Origin of the sequence: Nocardia lijiangensis NBRC 108240 (assembly GCF_001613045.1) — a bacterium.
Classification (GTDB): Bacteria; Actinomycetota; Actinomycetes; order Mycobacteriales; family Mycobacteriaceae; genus Nocardia; species Nocardia lijiangensis.
This window is the reverse complement of the sequence record NZ_BDBP01000005.1, coordinates 1-22,675: the sequence shown is the minus strand read 5'-3', so window position 1 is coordinate 22,675 and position 22,675 is coordinate 1. Positions and strand designations below refer to the sequence as shown.

Below are 22,675 nucleotides of genomic sequence, written 5' to 3'. Positions count from 1 at the left end.
TCGCCTCACATGGCCTGACCTGGCCTCTCGTTCCAGAGTCGGTCCAGCCAGTCGTCCATGGCGCGCGCGGTCAGGTGCGAATCGTCCGCGACCATGGCGAAATGGTCGGTGTCGAGCATGCGGAGCGTCTGTGAACTCGACCACGGGCGGGCCAGCAAGGGTTCGCGGTCGCCGGTAGGCGATGTGCGCCAGAAGTAGGGCTTGGTGCATGTGACGAGCAGGGTCGGGCTGGTCGGGGGGTGGCAGTTCAGGGCGGGTAACAGTTCCGACCATGCGACCATTGCGGTGAGGCCGGCGCCGGTTAGTTCGCCCCATGCGACGTCCATCTCGAGCAGGGCTTCGACCTGTTGCGCGCGTGGCACCTCGGTGCCCATATCGAAGGTGTCCAGCAGGACGAGGCCGCCCAGTTCGATGCCCGGCACTGTGCGTAGGTGGGCCGCGGTGGCCTGAGCGAGGTATCCGGCGGCCGAGTGGCCGACCAGCACTATGGGATTGTCATCGGTGATCTCTAGTACCGCCCCGGCGAGTGCGGCGACCGCGGCTGCCGGGCCGGACGGCAGGGGGTCGGCCGAGTCGAACCCGGGCAGGGGGACGCTGGATACTCGCCTGCGGCCGCTGAACGCGGCGGCGATGCGCAGGTGTTGGTGGATTCCTCCGGTAAATGTCGGTGCGCAGAGGAAGACGAGATGCGGGCCCGGCCCCTCGCTGAGCCGGACCGCAGCGGTTGCCGTAGCCGCCTGGTCCGATTCGAAGACGGGGCGCAGCCGCGCCGCTGCGTGCAGCAGGCCATATCCGGCGTTCACCCGGTTCGACGCCACCGCGCCTTTGAACAGATCGACGAGCGTTTCGCCTGCCACGGGCGGCTTGTCGACGGCCGCGCGAGATGCCCCGGGGACACGGGAAGAGCCGTTTGCCGCGAGCTCTTTCATAATGTGTCCGGCCACAGCTGCCGGGCTGCCGTGATCGAACAGCGCCGCGAGTGTCATCCGGATCCCCGTGGTCTCGCCGAGCCGGTTGCGGGTCTCGACCGCGGCCAGGGAGTCGAAACCCAGATCCTGGAAACTGCGGTCGGCATCGATCGCGTCCGGCCCGTCGTGGCCGAGCACCAGTGCGAGTTGGGTGCGCACCACGTCCAGGATCAACCGCACCTGGTCGGACTCGGTCAGTCCGGTGAGGCGCTGCCGCAGTGGGGGTTCCGTGGCATCGGCTGTGCGATGCTCGGCGGTTTCGCGGCCTGCGTCGGGGATGTCGGCGATGAGGGGGCGGCGCCGGGACATGGTGTAGACGGAGCTGAACAGTTCCCAGTCGATATCGGCGATGGTGAGCAGTGTTTCGTCGGCGCCGACTGCCATCTCCAGCGCTTGCATCGCCTGCTCCGGCGCCATCGATCGCAGGCCGCTGCGGTTCATGTATTGCCGCGCGTCTGCGGCTTGCGCCATGCCCGCGCCCGACCAGGCGCCCCAGGCGAGCGCGGTGGCGACCAGACCGCGTGCGCGTCGGCGCTCGGCGAGGCTGTTCACAAACGCGTTGGCAGCGGCATATCCGGCCCCGCCCGCGCTGCCCCAGGTGGCGGCGCCGGAGGAGAACAAGACGAACGCGTCCAGCCGACGAGAGCCGAGCAATTCGTCCAAGTGCTCGGCGCCGATGACCTTGGGGGCCAACACCGCCGTCAGTGACGATGGCTCGATTTCGGTGATCGGGCACTGGGCTCCGACCCCGGCCGCGTGGACGACCGCGGTCAATGGTGTGTCCCCGGCATCTATCGCGGCCAAAATCGCTGCCATATCGCTACGTTCGGTGACATCGGCCGCGCGGATCGTCACTCGGGCGCCCAGACTCGCGAGTTCCTGCTCGAGCTCCTCTGCGCCGGGTGCATGCCGTCCGCGGCGGCTCACCAGTACCACGTGTTCCGCGCCGCCGTGTGCCAGCCTGCGTGCGAGCTGTGCACCGATTCCGCCGGTGCCACCGGTGATCAACACGGTGCCGCTGGGTATCCAAGGTTCCGTCGAACGGGAGTTCAGCGATGACGCTCGCATCATTCGCCTGCCGTACACACCCGATGCCCGGACCGCGAGCTGATCTTCGCCGTCGGTGCGGGACAGCACGCTCACCAGTCGGCGAGTCAGCGTGTGGTCCCGGTCGGGCGCAAGATCGACCAGACCGCCCCACGAATCCGGCAATTCCAAACCCGCCACCTGGCCGATCCCCCACATCTGTGCCTGTCTGGTGCTGCCGACGTGCTCGGACGGGTGCACCGCAACCGCGCCGGTGGTCACACACCAGAAGGGCACCGCGGCTCCGGCATCGATCAGCCCTTGTAGCAGAAGGAGATTCCCCAGGACGCCGCGGGACATCGCCGGGGCAGCGGAGCTGGGCAGATCATCCGAGGCGAGGAACGACAGCACGCCGGACAGTTCGCCTGACGCACTTTCCGATCGGATCAACGCAGCGAGTTCGAGGCGTGTTGTTCGGTCGGCATCAATCGTCGCCCTTCGTGTCCGGGCACCTGATTCGGTGAGGGCCAGCACAAGGTCGTGGGGCAGCGGGTCGGCGGGCGAATCGATGAGCAGCCACGTCCCCGACAACATTCCGTGGCTGTCGGCCAAGGGTTTCCATTCGATCCGGTAGCGCCACAGGTCGAGCGCCGAACGGTCCTTGCGATCACGGCGCCATCGCGACAGCTGCGGTAGGACCTTGCTGAATTGCAGTTCCGGATCGATTCCCAGCAGGGTGGTGTCGCCGCGGTCGACAGCTGTCCAGAACTGGTCATCGATCCGGTCTCCGGCACGGTCCGCGCGACCGTCACCGTCCAGCCAGTACCGCTGGCGCTGGAAGGCATAGGTAGGCAGCGCGATTCGCTGCCTACCTGTCCCGAAGGGCGCGTCCCACCTGACGTTCGATCCAGCGACGAATACGCGGGCCACTGCCTGCAACGCCGTCCACGGCTCCGAATGGTCTTTGCGCAGCACCGGAACCGTTACGGCATCCGCCGGTTCCAGGGACTCGACGATCAATGCGGCCAAGCCGCCGTCCGGGCCCGCGATCAAGAATGTGGTGGTTCCCTCCTGCTGTAGGGTCCGGATTCCGTCGGCGAAGCGCACCGTCTCCCGCACGTGCCGCACCCAATACTCCGGTGACAGCAACTCCGAACCAGCCAACCCACCAGTCACATTCGACACCACCCCAATCGTGGGCTCATGGAAATCGAGACCCGCCACCACCTCGGCGAACTTCGCCAGCATCGGCTCCATCAACGGCGAGTGGAACGCATGCGACACCCGCAACCAACTCACCCGCCTCCCCACCGCAGCAAAACGATCCACTATGGCCGACACCGCATCCCGGACACCGGACACCACCACCGAACGCGGCCCGTTCACCGCCGCAACCGCCACCCCATCGGTCAGCAACGGCAACACCTCCGCCTCAGTAGCCGCAACCACAGCCATCACCCCACCCCCAGGCAACGCCTGCATCAACCGCCCCCGCGCCACCACCAACACCACCGCATCGTCCAACGACAACACGCCCGCTACATGAGCGGCCGCCACCTCACCCACCGAATGACCACACACGAAATCCGGTCGCACACCCCAAGAATCCAACAACCGAAACAACGCCACACCCACCGCGAACAACCCCGCCTGCGCAAACACCGTGGCATCCAACGCCCCCGCGTCCGAACCCCAAACCACCTCCCGCACCGAACGACCAAGCTCCACATCCAACCGCGCGACAACCTCATCGAAAGCGGCCGCGAACACCGGAAACGCCGCACAAAGACCCTGACCCATACCCAACCACTGCGCACCCTGACCCGGAAACACGAACGCCGTCTTACCCGACAAGCCCGGCGCGCCACGCACAACGCCCACCGACGGCTCATCCGCGGCCAGCGCCCTCAATCCCGACAGCAACTCGGCGTGGTCGGTACCCAGCACCACCGCGCGATGCTCGAATCGCGATCTCGTGGTTGCCAGCGACCAGCCAACGTTCGCGGGATCCAGATTCGACTGCTGCCGTGCCCATTCCAGCAATCGACCTGCCTGCTGAGTCAATGCTGCGCGGCTGCGCGCCGTCACCACCCAGGGCACCACCGAAAGGTTCCTTTCGGCGATGGCGGTGACACCGCCTGCGCTATCGGAAGCGCCGAACTCACCGACCGGAGCCTGTTCCAGGATCACGTGCGCGTTGGTGCCGCTCACCCCGAACGCGGACACCGCGGCGCGACGCGGGTGATCCACCGCGTCCCATTCCCGTTGCTCGACAAGCAGCTCCACCGCACCGCCAGACCAATTCACATGCGAGGACGGCGCATCCACGTGCAAGGTCGCGGGCAGTGACCCGTGCCGCATCGCCTCGATCATCTTGATCACCCCGGCCACTCCGGCCGCGGCTTGCGTGTGACCGATATTCGATTTGATCGAGCCCAGCCACAGCGGACGGTCCCTCGGCCGGTCCCGCCCGTAGGTGGCCAGCAACGCCTGTGCCTCGATCGGATCTCCCAAGGTGGTGCCGGTGCCGTGCGCCTCCACCACATCGACCTCGGCTGCGGCGATCCCCGCATTCGCCAGGGCCCGGCGGATCACCCGCTGCTGAGACGGTCCATTCGGCGCGGTCAAACCATTCGACGCACCATCCTGATTCACCGCACTACCCCGTACGACCGCAAGCACGTGATGGCCGCGACGCCGCGCGTCGGACAGCCGCTCGACCACCAGTACCCCGGCGCCTTCACTCCATCCGGTGCCGTCCGCGGCATCGGCGAATGCCTTGCACCGACCATCCGGGGCCAGCCCGCCCTGCCGCGAGAACTCCACGAACACCCCCGGCGACGCCATCACGGTCACTCCGCCGGCCAACGCCAGTCCGCATTCGCCCGAACGCACGGCTTGCACTGCCTGGTGCAGCGCCACCAATGACGACGAGCACGCTGTGTCCACCGATACCGCAGGGCCTTCCAGACCGAGCACATAGGACACCCGGCCCGACACCACGCTCGACGCAGTCCCGGTCAGCAGGTAGCCTGCGACGCCGTCTTCCTCGGTTGCCCCTGTGCCATATCCGGAGCCCGCGACACCGATGAACACACCGGTGTCGCTCCCGCGCAGCGAACGTGGGTCGATCCGGGCGTGTTCCACAGCTTCCCAGCATGTTTCGAGCAGCATCCGCTGCTGCGGGTCCATCGCCAGGGCTTCGCGCGGACTGATCCCGAAGAATCCGGCATCGAAATCGCCCGCGTCGCGGACGAATCCGCCCTCCCGTACCGCGAATCCCGCGATATCCCAGCCCCGGTCGGCGGGAATTCCGGACACTACGTCTCGTCCCTCGGCCACCAGGCGCCACAAGTCCTCCGGCGAGGAAACGCCGCCCGGGAAGCGGCAGCCTATCCCCACGATCGCCACCGGTTCCGCTGGTCCCGCCGTGGTGGCCGGAGCAACCGATCCAGTCTCGCCATCCGACTGGTCGCCGAACAACTCACCGAGGACGAATCGCGCGACGGCATGCGGCGTCGGATAGTCGAAAACTACGGTCGCGGGCAGCCTCAGCCCGGTTGCGGCACCGAGCCGGTTGCGGGCGTCGACCGCGGTGAGCGAGTCGAATCCCAGCTCGCGGAAATTGCGGTCCGGGTCGATGTCGGCTGCGCTCGTGTGACCGAGTACCCCGGCAACCTGGGCGCGCACCAGGTCGAGCACAACCGGAATCCGATCAGTGCTGGTCAGGCTCGAGAGCCGCTGCCGCAGTGCGAGCTTCGCGGGACCGGCGGTGGCGTCCGCCGCGGGCGGTGATTCCGGCACCAGTTCGCGCAGTAACGGGGCGACCACCCCGGCCCGAGCTTGGGCCGCCAGCGACCGCTGATCCAGGCGAACCGCAACAACTCCCGCGCGGGCCTGATCCACGGCCGCATCGAACAACGCCAACCCTTGCGTGGTCGACAACCCCAGCACACCAGCACGACTCAGCCGCGCAGCATCGGAACTCCCCAGGTGCCCGGTCATTCCGGTACTCGATTCCCACAGACCCCACGCAATGGACGTCGCGACCGAGCCGGTGCTGCGACGATGCGCGGCCAGCCCGTCCAGAAACGTATTCGCCGCAGCGTAATTGGCTTGCCCGGGCGCTCCCAGGATTCCGGCGGCCGCCGAGAACAGCACGAACATCGCCAGATCCAGGTCCCGCGTCAGCTCGTGCAGATACCACGCCGCATCCGCTTTCGCCGCCAGCACGGAATCGATCCGCTCCGGGGTCAGTGATCCGAGCACACCGTCATCGAGCACACCCGCCGCATGGACCACGCCAACCAGCGGGAACTCGTCGGGCACCGCGGCGATCGCCGCTGTCACCGCGTCGCGATCCGACACGTCACATGCCACCACCTGTACCCGAGCCCCTGAATCGGTCAGGTCCCCGGCCAGCTGCGCTGCCCCCACCGCAGCCATCCCGCGCCGACTCACCAACATCAGCGACGCGGCACCCCACTCGGCGACCAGATGCCGAGCTACCGCCGCACCCAAACCACCTGTGCCACCGGTGATCATGACCGTCCCAGCGGCCAGAGCTGCTTCGATTCCCGCTCTGGTTGTGCCCTCGCTTGCCCCGGCTCGGATCAGCCGCGGCGCATGCAGCACACCATGACGAATGGCAAGCTGTGGTTCCCCGGATGCCAGCACCGCGGCGACGGTCTCCGAGGGTAGGGCGCCCTCGGTGTCGTTGTCCACGAGCACGATCCGGCCCGGATCCTCCGATTGTGCCGAACGCACCAACCCCCAGACCGCCGATCCCGCCGGATCCGGAACGTCCTCTCCGGCAAGCTTCACGGTGCCGCGAGTAACCATGAGCAGCGTGCTCGATGCCCATCGCGGCTCGCGCGAAAACGCCTGCAACACCTCCAGCGTCTCGTGCACGGCCCGCCGCGTCTCGGCGGGCACATCGCTACCACGATCGACCCGGCAATCGAGAACCAGCACCGGTGGCACCGCATCGCCATCGATGGAGGTCCAGTCCGCGAAGGAGACATGGTGCGGTCGTCGCGGTGCCGGTATCGCACGCCACTGCACGACATGCAGACCGTCGGCGGTATCGGCAGGAGTCGGCGACAGCCAGAAGCGCTGCCGCTGAAATGCATACGTCGGCAACGTCACCGGCTCCGGCGCGTGCCCTTCGAAGACCGCGTCCCACCGCACCTTCGCCGCACCGACCACATCCACCAGCGCCACCGACGCAAGGAACCGGGTCAGCCCGCCCTCGCCGCGCCGAAGGGATCCCACAATCGTGGTCTTCTCGTCCGCGGCCGCCGCCTCGCGGCACTGCTCGATTCCCAAGGTCAGCAACGGATGTGGGCTGGCCTCGACGAATGTGCGGTATCCGTCGGCAAGCAAGGCTTGCACAGCCTCCTCGAACCGCACGGTCTCGCGGAGATTCCGAAACCAGTACGCCGCATCCAATTCGGCCGTGTCCAGTGCCGCGGCGGTCACCGTGGAATAGAACGACACCTGCGACGATCGCGCCGTGACGGTGCGCGCGGCGTCCAGCAGCTCCGCGCGCAACGAGTCGACCTGGGGCGAGTGCGACGCGTAGTCCACCGCGATCCGGCCCACGTAGATGCCCTCCGCGATGCACTCGGCCAGAAACTCCTCCAGTTGCTCGGGTGCGCCGGACACGACGGTCGTGGTCGGCCCGTTCGCCGCGGCCACAGCCAGCCCGTCCCGCCCGGCCAATCGCGCACCGATAGCGGTGGCGGGCAAGGCAACCGAGGCCATCGCACCGGCACCGGACAATTCGGTCAACGCCCTGGAACGGACGACCACCAGCCGTGCGGCGTCCACCAGCGACAGCGCTCCCGCCACATACGCGGCGGCGATCTCACCTTGTGAGTGGCCGACCACCGCATCCGGCACCACCCCGAGCGAGCGCCACAATTCCGCTAGCGACACCATCACCGCGAACAGCACCGGCTGCACCACATCGGTGCGGTCCAGCGACGGCGCACCCGGCGCTCCGCGCAGCACCTCGAGCAGCGACCAGTCGACCAGTGGCGCAAGCGCTTCGGCGCACTCCGTCATCATCCGCGCGAACTCCGGTGCCGAATCCATCAGCTCGACACCCATTCCGACCCATTGGGAGCCCTGGCCCGGGAACACCAGCACGGTCTTTCCGGTGACACCGGCGACGCCGGCGGCCACGTCCGGCGACGGCTCGCCGTCGGCCAGCGCCGCCAGCCCGGACAGCAGCTGCGCGCGATCCTCACCCACGATGACTGCCCGGTGCTCGAATCGCGCCCGGGTGGTCGCCAACGACCAGCCGACATCCACCGGGTTCGAGTCCGGGCGCTCGCGCACCCATGCCGACAACCGCGACGCCTGGTCCGCCAATGCCTGCCGGCTGCGTGCCGACAGGACCCACGGCACCCCGGCGAGCCCCACCTCGGATGTCACGGTGTCGTCGGTGACTTCGATCTGGGGGGCCTGCTCGAGAATGACGTGCGCATTGGTGCCGGAGATCCCGAACGACGACACCCCGGCCCGCCGAGGCCGACCGTCGACGCGCCATTCCCGTTGTTCGACAAGCAACTCCACCGCACCGGCGGACCAATCCACCTGTGTCGACGGCGCATCCACGTGCAGGGTGGCCGGCAGCACGCCACGGCGCAGCGCCTCCACCATTTTGATCACTCCGGCGACTCCCGCCGCGGATACGGTGTGGCCGATGTTCGATTTCACTGCGCCCAGCCACAGTGGCCGATCCGCGGGCCGACCCTGGCCGTAGGTGGCCAGCAACGCTTGCGCCTCGATCGGGTCACCCAATCTGGTGCCGGTCCCGTGCGCCTCGACCACATCCACCTCGGACGCGGGCACGCCGGCGTTCGCCAGCGCCCGCAGGATCACCCGCTGCTGCGCCGGACCATTCGGCGCCGTCAAACCGTTCGACGCACCGTCCTGGTTCACCGCCGACCCGCGCACCACGGCGAGCACCTGGTGGCCGCGGCGCAGCGCCTGCGACAACCGTTCGACGACCAGGACCCCGGCGCCCTCCGACCATCCGGTGCCGTCCGCCGCGTCGGCGAAGGCCTTGCACCGCCCGTCGGCCGACAGGCCGCCCTGCCGCGAAAACTCGGTGAACACCGCCGGGGTGGCCATCACCGTCACACCGCCCGCCAGCGCCAGCGAGCTCTCACCGGAGCGCACCGACTGAACCGCCTGATGCAGCGCGACAAGACTCGATGAGCACGCCGTGTCCACAGACACCGCGGGACCTTCCAGACCGAGCACGTAGGACACCCGGCCCGACACCACGCTCGACGCGGTCCCGGTCAGCAGGTAGCCCTCGACTCCGTCGTCCTCGGTCGCCCCCAGCCCGTAGCCGGATCCCGCCACTCCCATGAACACGGCGGTGTCACTGCCGCGCAACGAGTTCGGGTCGATACCCGCGTGTTCGAGTGCCTCCCAACAGGTTTCCAGCAGTACCCGCTGCTGCGGATCCATCGCCAGTGCCTCGCGCGGGCTGATCCCGAAGAATCCCGCGTCGAACCGGTCCGCGTCATGGACGAATCCGCCCGCGCGCACCTCGAGCGACGCGGCGACCTGCCAACCTCGATCGGCCGGAAAGCCGGACATCACGTCCCTGCCCTCGGTCACCACGTCCCACAGATCCGCCGCCGAGGACACCCCGCCGGGGAAGCGGCAGCCCATCCCGACGATCGCCACCGGCTCCGACATCGTCGCCACCAGCTTGTCGTTCGCTTGCCGCAGCACGGCATTGTCCTTGGCCGAAACACGCAGCGCCGCAACAAGTTCGTCGATAGACAGAGCCATCGGCTGTTTCCTCACTCTCAGCTGAGCCGGTTGCTCATGATGTGGGCGACCAGACTCTCCGAGTCCATCGCATCGATCGACTCCGGCGCGCCGGTCCGGTCGGAGAGCGGCGCGGGATGGTCGGTGTCGGCCAGGCGAAGCAAGGCGTCCAGGATTCCCATCTCACGCAAATGCGCCAGTGGCACGGTGGCCAGGCGGCGCCGGATTTCGCGCTCGTCCGGATCGATATCGCCGTCCGAGCCTGCGCCGAGGTCCAGCTGCCGGTGTATGTGCTCGGCGACGGCTTGTGGTGTCGGGTAGTCGAAGAGCAGGGTCGCGGGCAGCGTGAGCCCGGTGGCCGCCTTCAACCGGTTGCGGGTTTCGACGGCGGTCAGCGAGTCCATACCGAGATCACGGAAGTTGCGGCCTGGCTCGACGTCGTCGGGGCCGTCGTGGCCGAGTGCCGCGGCGATCTGCATACAGACAACCTCGAGAATGGCTTGTCGCTGTTCGGATTCCCGCATCGCGGCCAGTGTCTGCCCCAACGCCGATGACGCCGCGCCCGCCGTGTCGTGTCGATCCGCCTCCCGAATCGCTCGCACGTCCGGAATATCGGCGATCAGCGGGCGTGTCCGCGCCATGGTGTAGACGGCAGTGAACAGGTCCCAGTCGATGTCGGCGATGGTGGTCCGGATGTCGTCGCCACCGATGGCGTTGGCGAGCGCGGTCATCGCCAGTTCGGGTCGCATCAGTCGGACACCCATCCGGGTCATGTACTGCCCGGCGTCCCCGGTTCTGGCCATACCGTCACCGGCCCAGCCGCCCCAGGCCAGCGCGGTGGCGACCAGGCCGCGACCCCGCCGCTGCTCGGCGAGGCCGTCGAGAAAGGCGTTCGCGGCTGCATATTCGGCGGCGCCTGCGCTGCCCCAGGTCGCGGCACCGGAGGAGAACAGCACGAACGCGTCCAGGGGACGGTCGCCGAGCACGTCGTCGAGGTGTTCGGCCCCGAGCACCTTGGCGGCGAGGACGGAGACCATGGACGAGGGCACGATCTCGGTGAGCGGATGGTGCGCGGCGACGCCCGCGGCATGGATCACCGCGGTCAACGCGCCGGCGTCGCGGTCGACCAGCGCCACGGCCGCGGCCACAGCGCCGCGGTCGGTCACATCACCGGCCAGGATCGTGATACGGCCGCCCAAGACGCCGACATCGGTTTCGAGTTCCGCCACGCCGGGAGCGTGGCGGCCTCGCCGACTGAGCAGAACGACATGTTCGGCACCGGCTTTCACCAACCAGCGCGCGAGGTGCCCGCCGATTCCACCGGTTCCACCGGTGACGAGCACGGTCCCGCGCGGTGTCCAGGTCCGAGCTGCGCGGGGCGCGGGGGCGCGCATCATTCGCCGCCCGTAGACACCGGTTTCGCGGATCGCGAGCTGATCCTCGCCATCGTCACGGGACAACACGGACAGGAGCCGCCGCAGCGAGGTCCGATCCGATTCCGGTGGCAGGTCGATCATGCCGCCCCACCAGTCGGGGAATTCCAAGCCTGCTACCTGCCCCATCCCCCACAGTTGGGCACGTCTGGGGTCGGCGATGCGATCGGACGGAACGGCTGCCATTGCGCCGCTGGTCACGCACCAGATGGGCACGCCATGCGCCGGGTCGCCCGGTGCCAGATCGCTCAGTGCTTGGAGCAGCGCGAGATTCCCCAGCACGCCGCGAGATACCGAAGAGACCGCACCGGCTCGATCGTCGATGGCGAGCAGCGATACGACACCGTGCAGCTCATCCACTCGGGTTGCCCGGATCAGATCGGCGATCGCGGCGCGGTCCATCCCGTCGACATCGACGGACACCGATTGCGCCGAGACACCCGATTCGATGAACGTCTCGACAACCTCATCGGCGATCATGCTGTGGGATGGGGCGACGACCAGCCAGCTCCCGGACGGCTGTGTCGCGCTGTCCGCCAGCAACGTCCATTCGATCCGATACCGCCATGAGTCGATCACCGACTCGTCCCGGCGCCGCTGCCTCCAGGACGACAGCAACGGCAGCACCTCGTCGAACCGCCGACCGGGATCAACGCCCAACGCGCTCACGTCGCCGCGTTCGACCGCGGCCCAGAACTCACCGTCGACCCGGTCGCGGCCGGGCCGCTGTGCCGTGGCTGTGCCGCCGAGCCAATATCGTTGGCGCTGGAACGCATACGTCGGCAACCCGACCCGGCGCCTGCCTTCGCCGAACAGGGCACGCCAGTGGACGGTTTCTCCGGTCACGTCGAGCTGCGCAACGGCTGCCGCCGCCGTCGACGACTCAGGGCGATCCTTGCGCAGCACCGGTACCGCTGTCACGCCCGCGGACTGCTCGATCAGATCCGTCAATCCGCCATCCGGGCCGACCACTACGAAACGGCTCGCCCCGGCCAGCTCGAGCGAGCGCACCCCATCGCCGAAGCGCACCGTCGCACGGACATGCCGCACCCAGTACTCCGGCGCGGCCAACTCCGAACCGGCCAGTTCCCCACTGACATTCGACACGATCGGGATGACCGGTTCAGTGAACGACAGCCCCGCGAGCACATCGGCGAACTCCGCCAGCATGGGTTCCATCAACGGCGAATGGAACGCGTGTGACACCCGCAGCCACGTCGCTGCGCGGCCGATGCCCTGGAAGTGGCTCACCACGTCTCGTACGGCCGCTCGAGCACCGGACACCACGACCGAACCCGGGCCGTTGACGGCGGCGACGGCGACGTCGGCGGTCAACCACGGCATGATTTCGGTCTCCGTTGCCGCCACCGAGCACATCGCGCCGTCGTCCGGCAGCACCTGCATCAACCGGCCGCGTGCCGCCACCAGCGCGGCCGCGTCGTCGAGGGACAACACGCCGGCGATATGGGCGGCCGCGACCTCACCGATCGAATGACCCGCAACGAAATCCGGTCGGATACCCCATGATTCGAGCAGCCGCGACAGGGCGACTCCGACGGCGAACAATCCCGCTTGCGCGAACGCCGTGGCGTTCACGGTGTCCGTGTCGTCGCCCCACACGACCTCGCGCAGCGAGCACTCCAGATATCCGTCCAGCCGATCCGCGGCCGCGTCGAAGGCCGCCGCGAACACCGGGTACGCGTCGTACAACTCCCGGCCCATGCCGAGATACTGCGCCCCCTGGCCTGGGAAGATGAATGCGGTTCTGCCCGAGGTGTCCGCCACCCCGCGCACCACAGCGCCCGAAGGCTCCCCTGCCGCCAGGGCGGTCAACCCGGATAACAACTCCGCACGCTCGAACCCGACGACCACTGCGCGATGATCGAACCGAGACCGAGTTTCGGCCAGCGACCATCCGACATCGACCGGATCCGGCTCGGGATGCGCGGATACCCATTCCACCAACTTCGATGCCTGGGCGGGTATGGCCGATTCGCTCTTCGCGGAAATCATCCACGGCACGGCACGCGAAGCGCCGGGCTCCTCGGTATTCCAAGGATCGATCGTCTCGGGTTCGGGGGCTTGTTCGATGATGACGTGGGCATTCGTACCGGAGATACCGAACGACGACACCCCGGCGCGCCGGGGCCGACCGACCGTGTCCCATTCCCGTTGCCCGGCAAGCAGTTCCACCCGACCGCTGTCCCAATCGACGTGCGGCGACGGTGCGTCGACATGCAAGGTGCGCGGCATGATGCCGCGTCGCATGGACTCCACCGCCTTGATCACGCCCGCCACCCCCGCAGCGGCCAAGGTATGGCCGATATTCGATTTGATCGATCCGAGCCACAGCGGCCGATCGGCAGGCCGGTCCTGCCCGTATGTCGCGAGCAGTGCCTGCGCCTCGATCGGATCACCCAACGTCGTTCCGGTGCCGTGCGCCTCGACCAAGTCCACATCGGTGCCGGCGACACCCGCGTTCGCCAACGCCCGCCGGATCACCCGCTGCTGGGACGGACCGTTCGGCGCGGTCAAACCATTCGACGCACCGTCCTGATTCACCGCCGACCCGCGCACCACCGCCAGCACTTCGTGACCATGGCGCAGCGCATCGGAGAGCCGCTCGAGCACCAGCACTCCCACACCCTCCGACCAGCCGGTACCATCTGCGGTCGCCGCGAATGCCTTGCACCGCCCGTCGGTCGCCAACCCGCCGTGACGGGAGAACTCGGCGAATATCGCCGGTGTCGCGAGCACCGTCACACCGCCGGTGAGGGCGAGCGCGCACTCACCCGAGCGCACCGACTGCACCGCTTGATGGAGCGCGACCAGACTCGACGAGCATGCCGTATCCACCGACACGGCAGGCCCTTCCAGACCGAGGGCATACGCCACTCGGCCCGACACCACACTCGGTGTCGTCCCCGTCATCAGGTAGCCCTCGCCCGCGGCCTCATCGTCAGCGCCGAGACCGTACGGCTGGCTGATCACGCCGACGAAGACGCCCGTGTCGCTGCCCCGCAACGACGTCGGATCGATGCCGGCCCGCTCCAGCGCCTCCCATGAGGTTTCCAGCATGAGCCGCTGTTGCGGATCCATCGCGATCGCCTCGCGCGGGCTGATCCCGAAGAATCCCGCGTCGAATTCACCGGCGTCGTACAGGAAGCCGCCTGCGCGCACGGGCAATCCGGCGACATCCCAGCCGCGGTCGGACGGAAACCCCGACACCACATCCCGGCCCTCGGCGACCAGCCGCCACAAATCCTCCGGGGAGGACACACCTCCTGGGAAACGACACCCCATCCCGACAATGGCCACCGGCTCCGCGACTGCACCGGATGACGCAGCCGCGGCAATGGATTCTCCGGGAGCCTCGCCCACCATGTGCCGGTGGAGGTACTCGGCGAGTGCCGTAGGTGTCGGATAGTCGAAAACGAGGGCTGCTGGTAGTCGTAGCCCGGTGGCGGCGGTGAGCCGGTTGCGGACCTCGACGGCGGTCAGCGAGTCGAAACCCAGTTCCTGGAAGTTACGGTCGGGATCGACAGCGCTGGCGTCGCGGTGTCCGAGGACCGTGGCCACCTGGGCGCGCACTACGTCGAGGACCGCCCGCCGCTGTTCGGTCTCGCTCACACCGGCCAGGCGCCGGCGCAGCATGCCGAAGTCGTCGGAGTCGCCAACCACTCGGCGCCGCGGGATCGTCACCAATTCCCTGAGCAGAGCTGGTAGTTCGGTCGATCGTCGCGAAAGCGCCTGCGGGTCGATGCGTGTCGCTACGACCAGCGCGGTGGTCGCGGACAACGCCGCGTCGAACATGGCGAGGCCCTCGGTTACCGATAGCGGGGTGATGCCTTGACGCTCGATGCGCTGAATACGTGCCGCACCCAGCGCATCACCCATACCCGCACCCGACCACAAACCCCACGCCACCGACACCGCCGCGAGACCGAGACCTCGGCGATGAGCGGCAAGCGCATCCAGGAACACATTCGCCGCCGCATAGTTGCCCTGCCCTTCGGCCAGCACCAGACCACCGACCGACGAGAACAACATGAACACACCCAGCGACATACCCGCGGTCAGCTCATGCAGATACCACGCCGAATCCGCCTTCGCGGCCAGCACCGAATGCATCCGATCAGCGGTCAGTGCCTCGACGAGACCGCTGTCGCCGATCCCCGCCGCATGCACGACCCCGGTCAGCGGAGACGACTCCGGGATTCCCGCGAGCAACTGCGCGAGCGATCCGCGATCGGAGACATCGCACGCGACGATGTCGGTATGCGCACCGAGCTTCGACAACTCCTCCCGCAAAGCGGTCGCACCGGGAGCATCCGGACCCCGCCTGCTGGCCAGCAGCAGACGCTGCACACCGTGCCGCGCAACGAGGTGCCGGGCAACCTCGGCCCCGATCCCACCCGTGCCACCCGTCACCAGCACCGTGCCATCGGGATCGAGCGCCGGCTCCCGCTGTGGGGTCTGCGCGATCCGAGCCAACCGGGGTACGAACGCCGCGCGCCGCCGAATCGCGATCTCCGGCTCGCCGGACATCAGCACGGCAGGCAGCTCCGACAACGATTCGGCCCCATCGACATCCACCAGCACAAAGCGGCCCGGGTGCTCGGACTGAGCCGCACGCACCAGGCCCCACACGGGGGCGTGTGCCACATGGACGTCCGTCCCCGGAATGTCGACCGCCCGCTCGGTCACCACCGCAAGCGTCGCATCGGCGAACCGCTCATCCGACAGCCAGCGCTGCAACACCGCCAGGACAGCGGCGGTAGCCGAGTGCAGACCCGCGACCACCTCGCCGACCTCTGTGTCACACTTCAGCACAACGACTTCCGGGACCGATCCGGACAGCGCCACCTCTCCCCACTCGACCGCAGAGACCGGCTCGCCGCGGGGAACTGCGCGCCACTGCACCCGGAACAGCTCCCCCGGTGTGGACTGTGCCAGCTGCTTCGGTGGCAACGGCCGGACGGACAGCGACCGCACCGACACCACCGGAATCCCTGCACCGTCAGCTGCTTGCACCGACATAGCGCCGGAGCCGATGGGCACGATCCGCACCCGCAGCCGGGACGCCCCGGTAGCGAACAACGACACCCCCTCCCACAGGAACGGCACCGCCGTGGCCTGTCCGTCCGGTCCTGAATCTGCCAGCGCGCTCGCGTGCAATGCCGCATCGAACAAGGCAGGGTGCACACCGAACCCGGCCGCGTCCGCCACTTCCGGCAGCACGACCTCGGCGAACACCTCCTCCCCTCGCCGCCACATCGCCGTCAAACCCCGGAAGGCGGGACCGTAGCCATATCCCAAGTCGGACAGGCGGTCATAGGCTCCGGCGATGTCCACGCCCGTCGCCCCCGTTGGTGGCCATGTCTCGAATACGTAGTCCGGCAGGGTATCTGCTCCCCCTGTGTGCACCCGGCCCGTCGCGTGCAGCACCCACGTTCCATCGACATCCTCGTCCTCTGCGCAGGAGTACACCGCGACCGAACGCCCGCCGCCCTCCTCGGGACGACCGAGGACCACCTGGACCCGCACCCCGCCCGCCGCTGGCAGGATCAGCGGAGCCTGCACGGTCAACTGTTCCACGGCGCCGCAACCCACCTGCTGCCCCGCCCGCAGCGCCAGCTCGACAAAACCGGTCCCCGGCAGCAGCGCCACACCACCGACAGCGTGATCGGATAGCCACGCCTGCGTGCCTGCGGACAACCGACCGGTGAACACCACGTCCCCTGACTCGGCATGTCGCACAACCGCACCCAGCAACGGATGGTCGGCGCCCGCCAGTCCCCATCGCGAAACGTCGGCCGAATCCCCCACCGATTCCAGCCAGAACCGCTGCCGTTCGAATGCGTAGGTCGGCAGATCGACGTGTCGGCCGTGTCCGCCGAACACCGCGCTCCAGTCGACGTCCACTCCGGTCACGAACACACGCGCGACCCCGGCAAGCACTGACGATGCCTCCGGACGATCCCGCACCAGCATCGGTGTCACCACCGGATCGGCGGGCTCCAGGCACTGCTCGATCAGTCCCGTCGACCCACCGTCCGGACCTGCCACCACGAACCGGCGTGCCCCGGCCGCGGCGAGCGTGCGCACCCCATCGGCGAAGCGCACGGTCTCCCGGACATGCCGCACCCAGTACTCGGGTGCGGTCATCTCGGAGCCAGCCGATTTCCCACTGACATTCGACACGATCGGGATGGTGGGCTCGGCGAAGTCCAGCCCCGCGAGAACTTCGGCGAACTCGGCCAGCATCGGTTCCATCGATGCCGAATGGAACGCGTGGGATACCGCGAGCCGACCGGTGCGACGGCCCATTTCGGCCAAGCGGTCGGCCACCTTCGCGACCGGCTGCGCCGCACCCGACACCACAACCGATTCCGGGCCGTTGACAGCCGCCAGCGCCGCTCCGTCCACCAGCAGCGGCAGCACCTCCGCCTCGGACGCCTGCACCGCGTACATCACGCCGCCGGAGGGCAGCGCCTGCATCAGCCGACCTCGTGCGGTCACCAACGCGGCGGCGTCGTCGAGCGACAACATGCCGGCCACATGTGCGGCGGTGATCTCACCGACGGAGTGCCCGATGACGAAATCGGCGCGCACACCCCAAGATTCGAGTAGCCGGAACAGTGCGACGCCCACGGCGAACAGGCCCGCCTGCGCACAGGACGTCTGGTCCAGTGTGTTCCGGTCCTCCCCCCACAGCACGTCCCGGATCGACTGATCACCGTGTGCATCGACGGCGCTCATCACCGCGTCGAATGCCGCGGCGAATGCCGGAAACGCGCCGTGCAGTTCGCGGCCCATCGCGAGATATTGCGTCCCCTGCCCGGGGAATACGAATGCCGTGCCGCCCGAGGGCTGTATCGAACCTCGGATCACGGCAGCCGCGGTGGCACCCTCGTGCAATGCCACGGTGCCGGTCAGCAAGCCGTCGCGATCCGGCCCGAGCACCACGGCTCGATGCTCGAATACAGATCGCGTCGTCGCCAGCGACCATCCGATATGCACCGGATCCGACTCCCGACGGGACGACACCCAGTCCAGCAGCCGACCCGCCTGGTCGGCCACCGCCTGCGCACTGCGCGCCGACAACACCCACGGCACCAGCACAGGCCGATAGCCCGTCGTGTCGGCGGTGACATCATGCTCGGCGACCTGCTCGAGGATGAGGTGGGCGTTGGTTCCGGAGATCCCGAACGACGACACCGCAGCACGTCGCGGCCGATCCAGTTCGTCCCAATCCCGGTGTTCGACAAGCAGTTCCACTTGGCCGCTGTCCCAATCCACCTGCGACGACGGTGAATCCACATGGAGTGTCTTCGGCAGCACCCCCCGCCGCAGTGCCTCGACCATCTTGATCACCCCGGCCACACCGGCCGCGGCTTGGGCGTGGCCCATGTTCGACTTGATCGATCCGAGCCACAGCGGGCGGTCGACGGGACGATCCTGACCGTAAGTGGCGAGCAGCGCATGAGCTTCGATCGGATCACCCAGTGCCGTACCGGTCCCGTGCGCCTCGACCACATCCACCTCGGACGCGGCCAGCCCAGCATTCGCCAACGCCAGACGAATGACCCGCTCCTGCGATGGTCCGTTCGGCGCCGTCAAACCATTCGACGCACCATCTTGATTCACCGCACTACCGCGAATCACCGCAAGCACGCGGCGGCCATGGCGCCGGGCATCCGATAGCCGTTCCAGCACCAGCACCCCGACGCCCTCGGACCACCCGGTACCGTCCGCGGCCTCCGCGAACGACTTGCACCGTCCGTCGGCCGACAAGGCCCGCTGCCGCGAGAATTCCACGAACAGTCCGGGAGTCGCCATCACCGTCACGCCGCCGGCCAAGGCCAAGGTGCACTCGCCCGACCGCAGCGCCGCCACCGCCTGGTGCAGCGCGACCAGGCTCGACGAGCACGCCGTATCCACCGATACCGCAGGCCCTTCCAGCCCGAGCGCATACGACACCCGGCCCGAAACGATCGAGCCCGCACTGTCATTGCGCGGATAGTCATGATGCATCACGCCCATGTAGACGCCGGTTGCACTGCCCCGCAACGCCTTCGGGTCGATGGCGGCCCGCTCCAGTGCCTCCCACGACGTCTCCAGCACCAGCCGCTGCTGCGGATCGATGGCGACGGCCTCGCGGGGGCTGATCCCGAAGAACCCTGCGTCGAACTCGCCTGCCCGATGCAGGAAGCCGCCCTCGCGCGCATACGTTTTCCCGGTCGCATCGGGATCCGGGTCGAACAGCCCGTCGACGTCCCAGCCGCGGTCGGCCGGGAACTCCGACACCACGTCGCGCCCGTCGGCCACCATCCGCCACAGGTCCTCAGGTGTGCAGACCCCGCCCGGGTAGTGGCACCCCATCCCGACGATCGCCACAGGCTCCCTGGTGGCGGCCACCAGCTGCCGGTTCTGCGCGCGCACCGTCTCGTACTTCTTCAACGACGCCCTGAGCGCGTCCAGCAGGGTCTGGTCCGAAGCGGTCATCAGTCCTCCAGTGCCATCTCGATGAGCGCGCTGGCGCTGAGCGAGTCGATAGCATCGCCGTCGGATTCCATGTCCGTGTCGGGCGCCTGCCCGGACAGTTCGAGCAGCGCGGGCAGCAACCCTGCGCGACGGATCGTGTCGAGCGGAATCGCGCCGATGATGTCCCGTAGTCGTGCCTGCGCGGGATCGGGAGATCCGGGTCGGTCGGCGAAAAGGTGCTTCCGAACAAGGTATTCGGTGAGGGTGGCCGGGCTCGGGTAGTCGAAAACGAGGCTGACAGGCAGGCGCAGCCCGGTGGCGGTGTTGAGCCGATTGCGGACCTCGATCGCCGTCACCGAGTCGAAACCCAGCTCCTGGAAATTGCGGTCCGGATCGATATCGGCTGCGCTGTCATGTCCGAGAACAACCGCCACTTGGGTACGAACCACCTCGAGGACCACGCGGATCTGTTCGGTCTGGGTCGAACCCGTCAGCCGCTTCCGCAGGCTGGTGGAATCACCCGTGTCGCCCGCGGCCATCCGCCGAGCCGGTGGAACCAGGTCACGCAGCAGAGCGGGCACCAGGTCGGTGCGCTCGGCCAGTGCTCGGGTACTGATGCGGGTGGCCACGACGACCGAATCCGCCACGCCGAGCGTCGAATCGAGCAACGCCAACCCATCGGTGACCGACAGCGGTGTGATGCCCTGGCGTTCGATGCGCTGAATACGTGCCGCACCCAGCAGATCGCCCATACCCGCACCGGACCACAAACCCCACGCCACCGACACAGCCGAAAGTCCACTGCTTCGCCGATACGCGGCCAGCGCATCCAAGAACACATTCGCCGCCGCGTAGTTGCCCTGCCCCTCGGCCAACACCAAGCCGCCCACCGAGGAAAACATCATGAACAAACCAAGCGGCATACCCGCGGTCAACTCGTGCAGATACCAAGCCGAATCCGCCTTGGCAGCCAACACCGAGTGCATCCGATCTGCGGTCAGCGCGTCGACGAGGCCGGTGTCGCCGATCCCTGCGGCATGCACCACCCCGGTGAGCGGACATGCCTCGGGAATCGCCTCGATCAACCGTTGCAGTGCCGCTCGGTCGGCCACATCGCACGCAAGGATATCGACGGATGCGCCGAGCGCCTCGAGCTCGTCTCGCACAACGGTCGCGCCCGGAGCACTCGAACCCCGCCTGCTTGCCAGCAGCAGACGTTTCACACCGTGCCGCGCAACGAGGTGCCGCGCAACTTCGGCTCCGATCCCACCCGTGCCACCGGTGATCAACACCGTGCCATCGGGATCCAGTCGGACTGGTTCGCCGATCTCGGCCCGCGCGATGCGCGCCAACCGAGGGACACAGACCCGGCCGAGCCGGATCGCCACCTCGGGCTCGCCGGAGGCCAACGCCACCGACAAGGCAGCGGTCGAGGACTGATCGCCGTCGACGTCCACCACGATGAACCGTCCGGGGTGTTCGGCCTGGGCCGCGCGCAGGAGACCCCATACGGGAGCATGGGCCATATTCAGCTCGGCGCCGGTAGCAGCCAGGTCGGTGCCGGTGACATCGACGGCCCGTTCGGTCACCACGGCCAGGGTCGTGTCGGCGAACCGCTCGTCGGCCAGCAACCGCTGAAGTGCCTCCAGCACGTCGACACTGACGGAATGCAGATCGGCCACCACCCCATCGGAACGGGCTGCACACCGGTAGACCACGACATCCGGTACCTGACCGCCGGTTTCGACCTCATGCCACTCCGCCCATGGCGCCGAACCCGCAGCCGCAGCCGCCCGCCACGCGATCCGAAGCAGATCTCCCCGACCCGGTCCCCTCAACTGTTCCTCCGACACCGGTCGCACGGACAGCGACCGCACCGACAACACCGGCGCTCCAGCGTGATCCGCCGCTTCCACCGCGACGCTGTCGGTGCCGACCGGCGAGATCCGCACCCGCAACCGTGTCGCCCCCGAGGCGAACAACGACACACCCTCCCACAGGAACGGCACCGCTGTCGCGTCCCCATCCGACCCCGAACTTCCGTGCACCGCACCGGCATGCAGCGCAGCATCGAACAACGCCGGATGCACGCCGAACCCTGCCGCATCGGCCACGCCGGGGAGGACGACCTCGGCGAACACCTCCTCCGCCCGCTGCCACATCGCTGTCAGACCGCGGAAAGCGGGACCGTAGCCGTACCCGAGGTCGGACAAACGGTCGTAGGCGCCCGCCACGTCGACCGGCAATGCCCCCGACGGCGGCCAGGTCTCGAAGTCGAACTCCGGCACCTTCGCGGCCGGCCCAACGGTGCCGCGTGCGTGCAGCACCCACTCCCCGTTCCCGTTCTCGGTGGTGGAATACACCGAGACACTACGGTCACCGGTCTGCTCGGGACCGCTCACCACGACCTGGATCCGTACGGCGCCCTCGACCGGCACCAGCAGCGGTGCCTGCAAGGTCAAGTCCGCCAGCACCGCACAGCCCACCTCGTCAGCGGCGCGCAGCGCCAACTCCACGAAGCCCGTGCCGGGCAGCAGCACCACCCCGGCCACGGCGTGATCGGCCAGCCACGGCTGGGATTGCTGCGACAGGCGGCCGGTCAGCACCACACCGCCCGACTCCGGCGCGTTCACGACGGCACCCAGCACAGGATGACTCAGGGTGGACAAGCCCAGCGACAGCGCATCCCCCGAACCCGCCATCGAATCCGCCCAGTACCGGCGCCGCTGGAACGCGTACGTCGGCAGTTCGACTCGCTGCACCGCGCGGCCGGAAAACACCGCGGCCCAATCCACTCCATCCAGGTGGGCGACCGCCGCCAGCGCGGACGAGGGCTCCGAACGTCCCTTTCCCAGCACCGAGATCACCCGCGCGTCCGGCGATTCCACGGATGCTTCGATCAGTCCGGGCAGTCCACCGTCCGGACCCGCGACAAGGAATCCGGCGACACCCGCACGGTGCAAG

3 protein-coding genes are annotated in these 22,675 nt (G+C 68.2%); all 3 read right to left on the bottom strand.

Translation table 11 applies throughout. The annotated features are described in order from the left end of the window. Positions 1–5: 5 nt before the first annotated feature. A complete protein-coding gene (locus tag NL1_RS38860) occupies positions 6–9,812 on the bottom strand; it encodes a type I polyketide synthase (RefSeq protein ID WP_067833649.1) in 9,807 nt (3,268 codons plus the stop codon). 17 nt (positions 9,813–9,829) lie between these two features. Next, a complete protein-coding gene (locus NL1_RS40100) occupies positions 9,830–19,732 on the bottom strand; it encodes a type I polyketide synthase (protein WP_084510235.1) in 9,903 nt (3,300 codons plus the stop codon). Beyond that, the coding region (locus NL1_RS02205) for a type I polyketide synthase (protein ID WP_156094607.1) at positions 19,732–22,675 on the bottom strand (2,944 nt) is incomplete at its 5' end. The genes NL1_RS02205 and NL1_RS40100, both read right to left, overlap by 1 nt.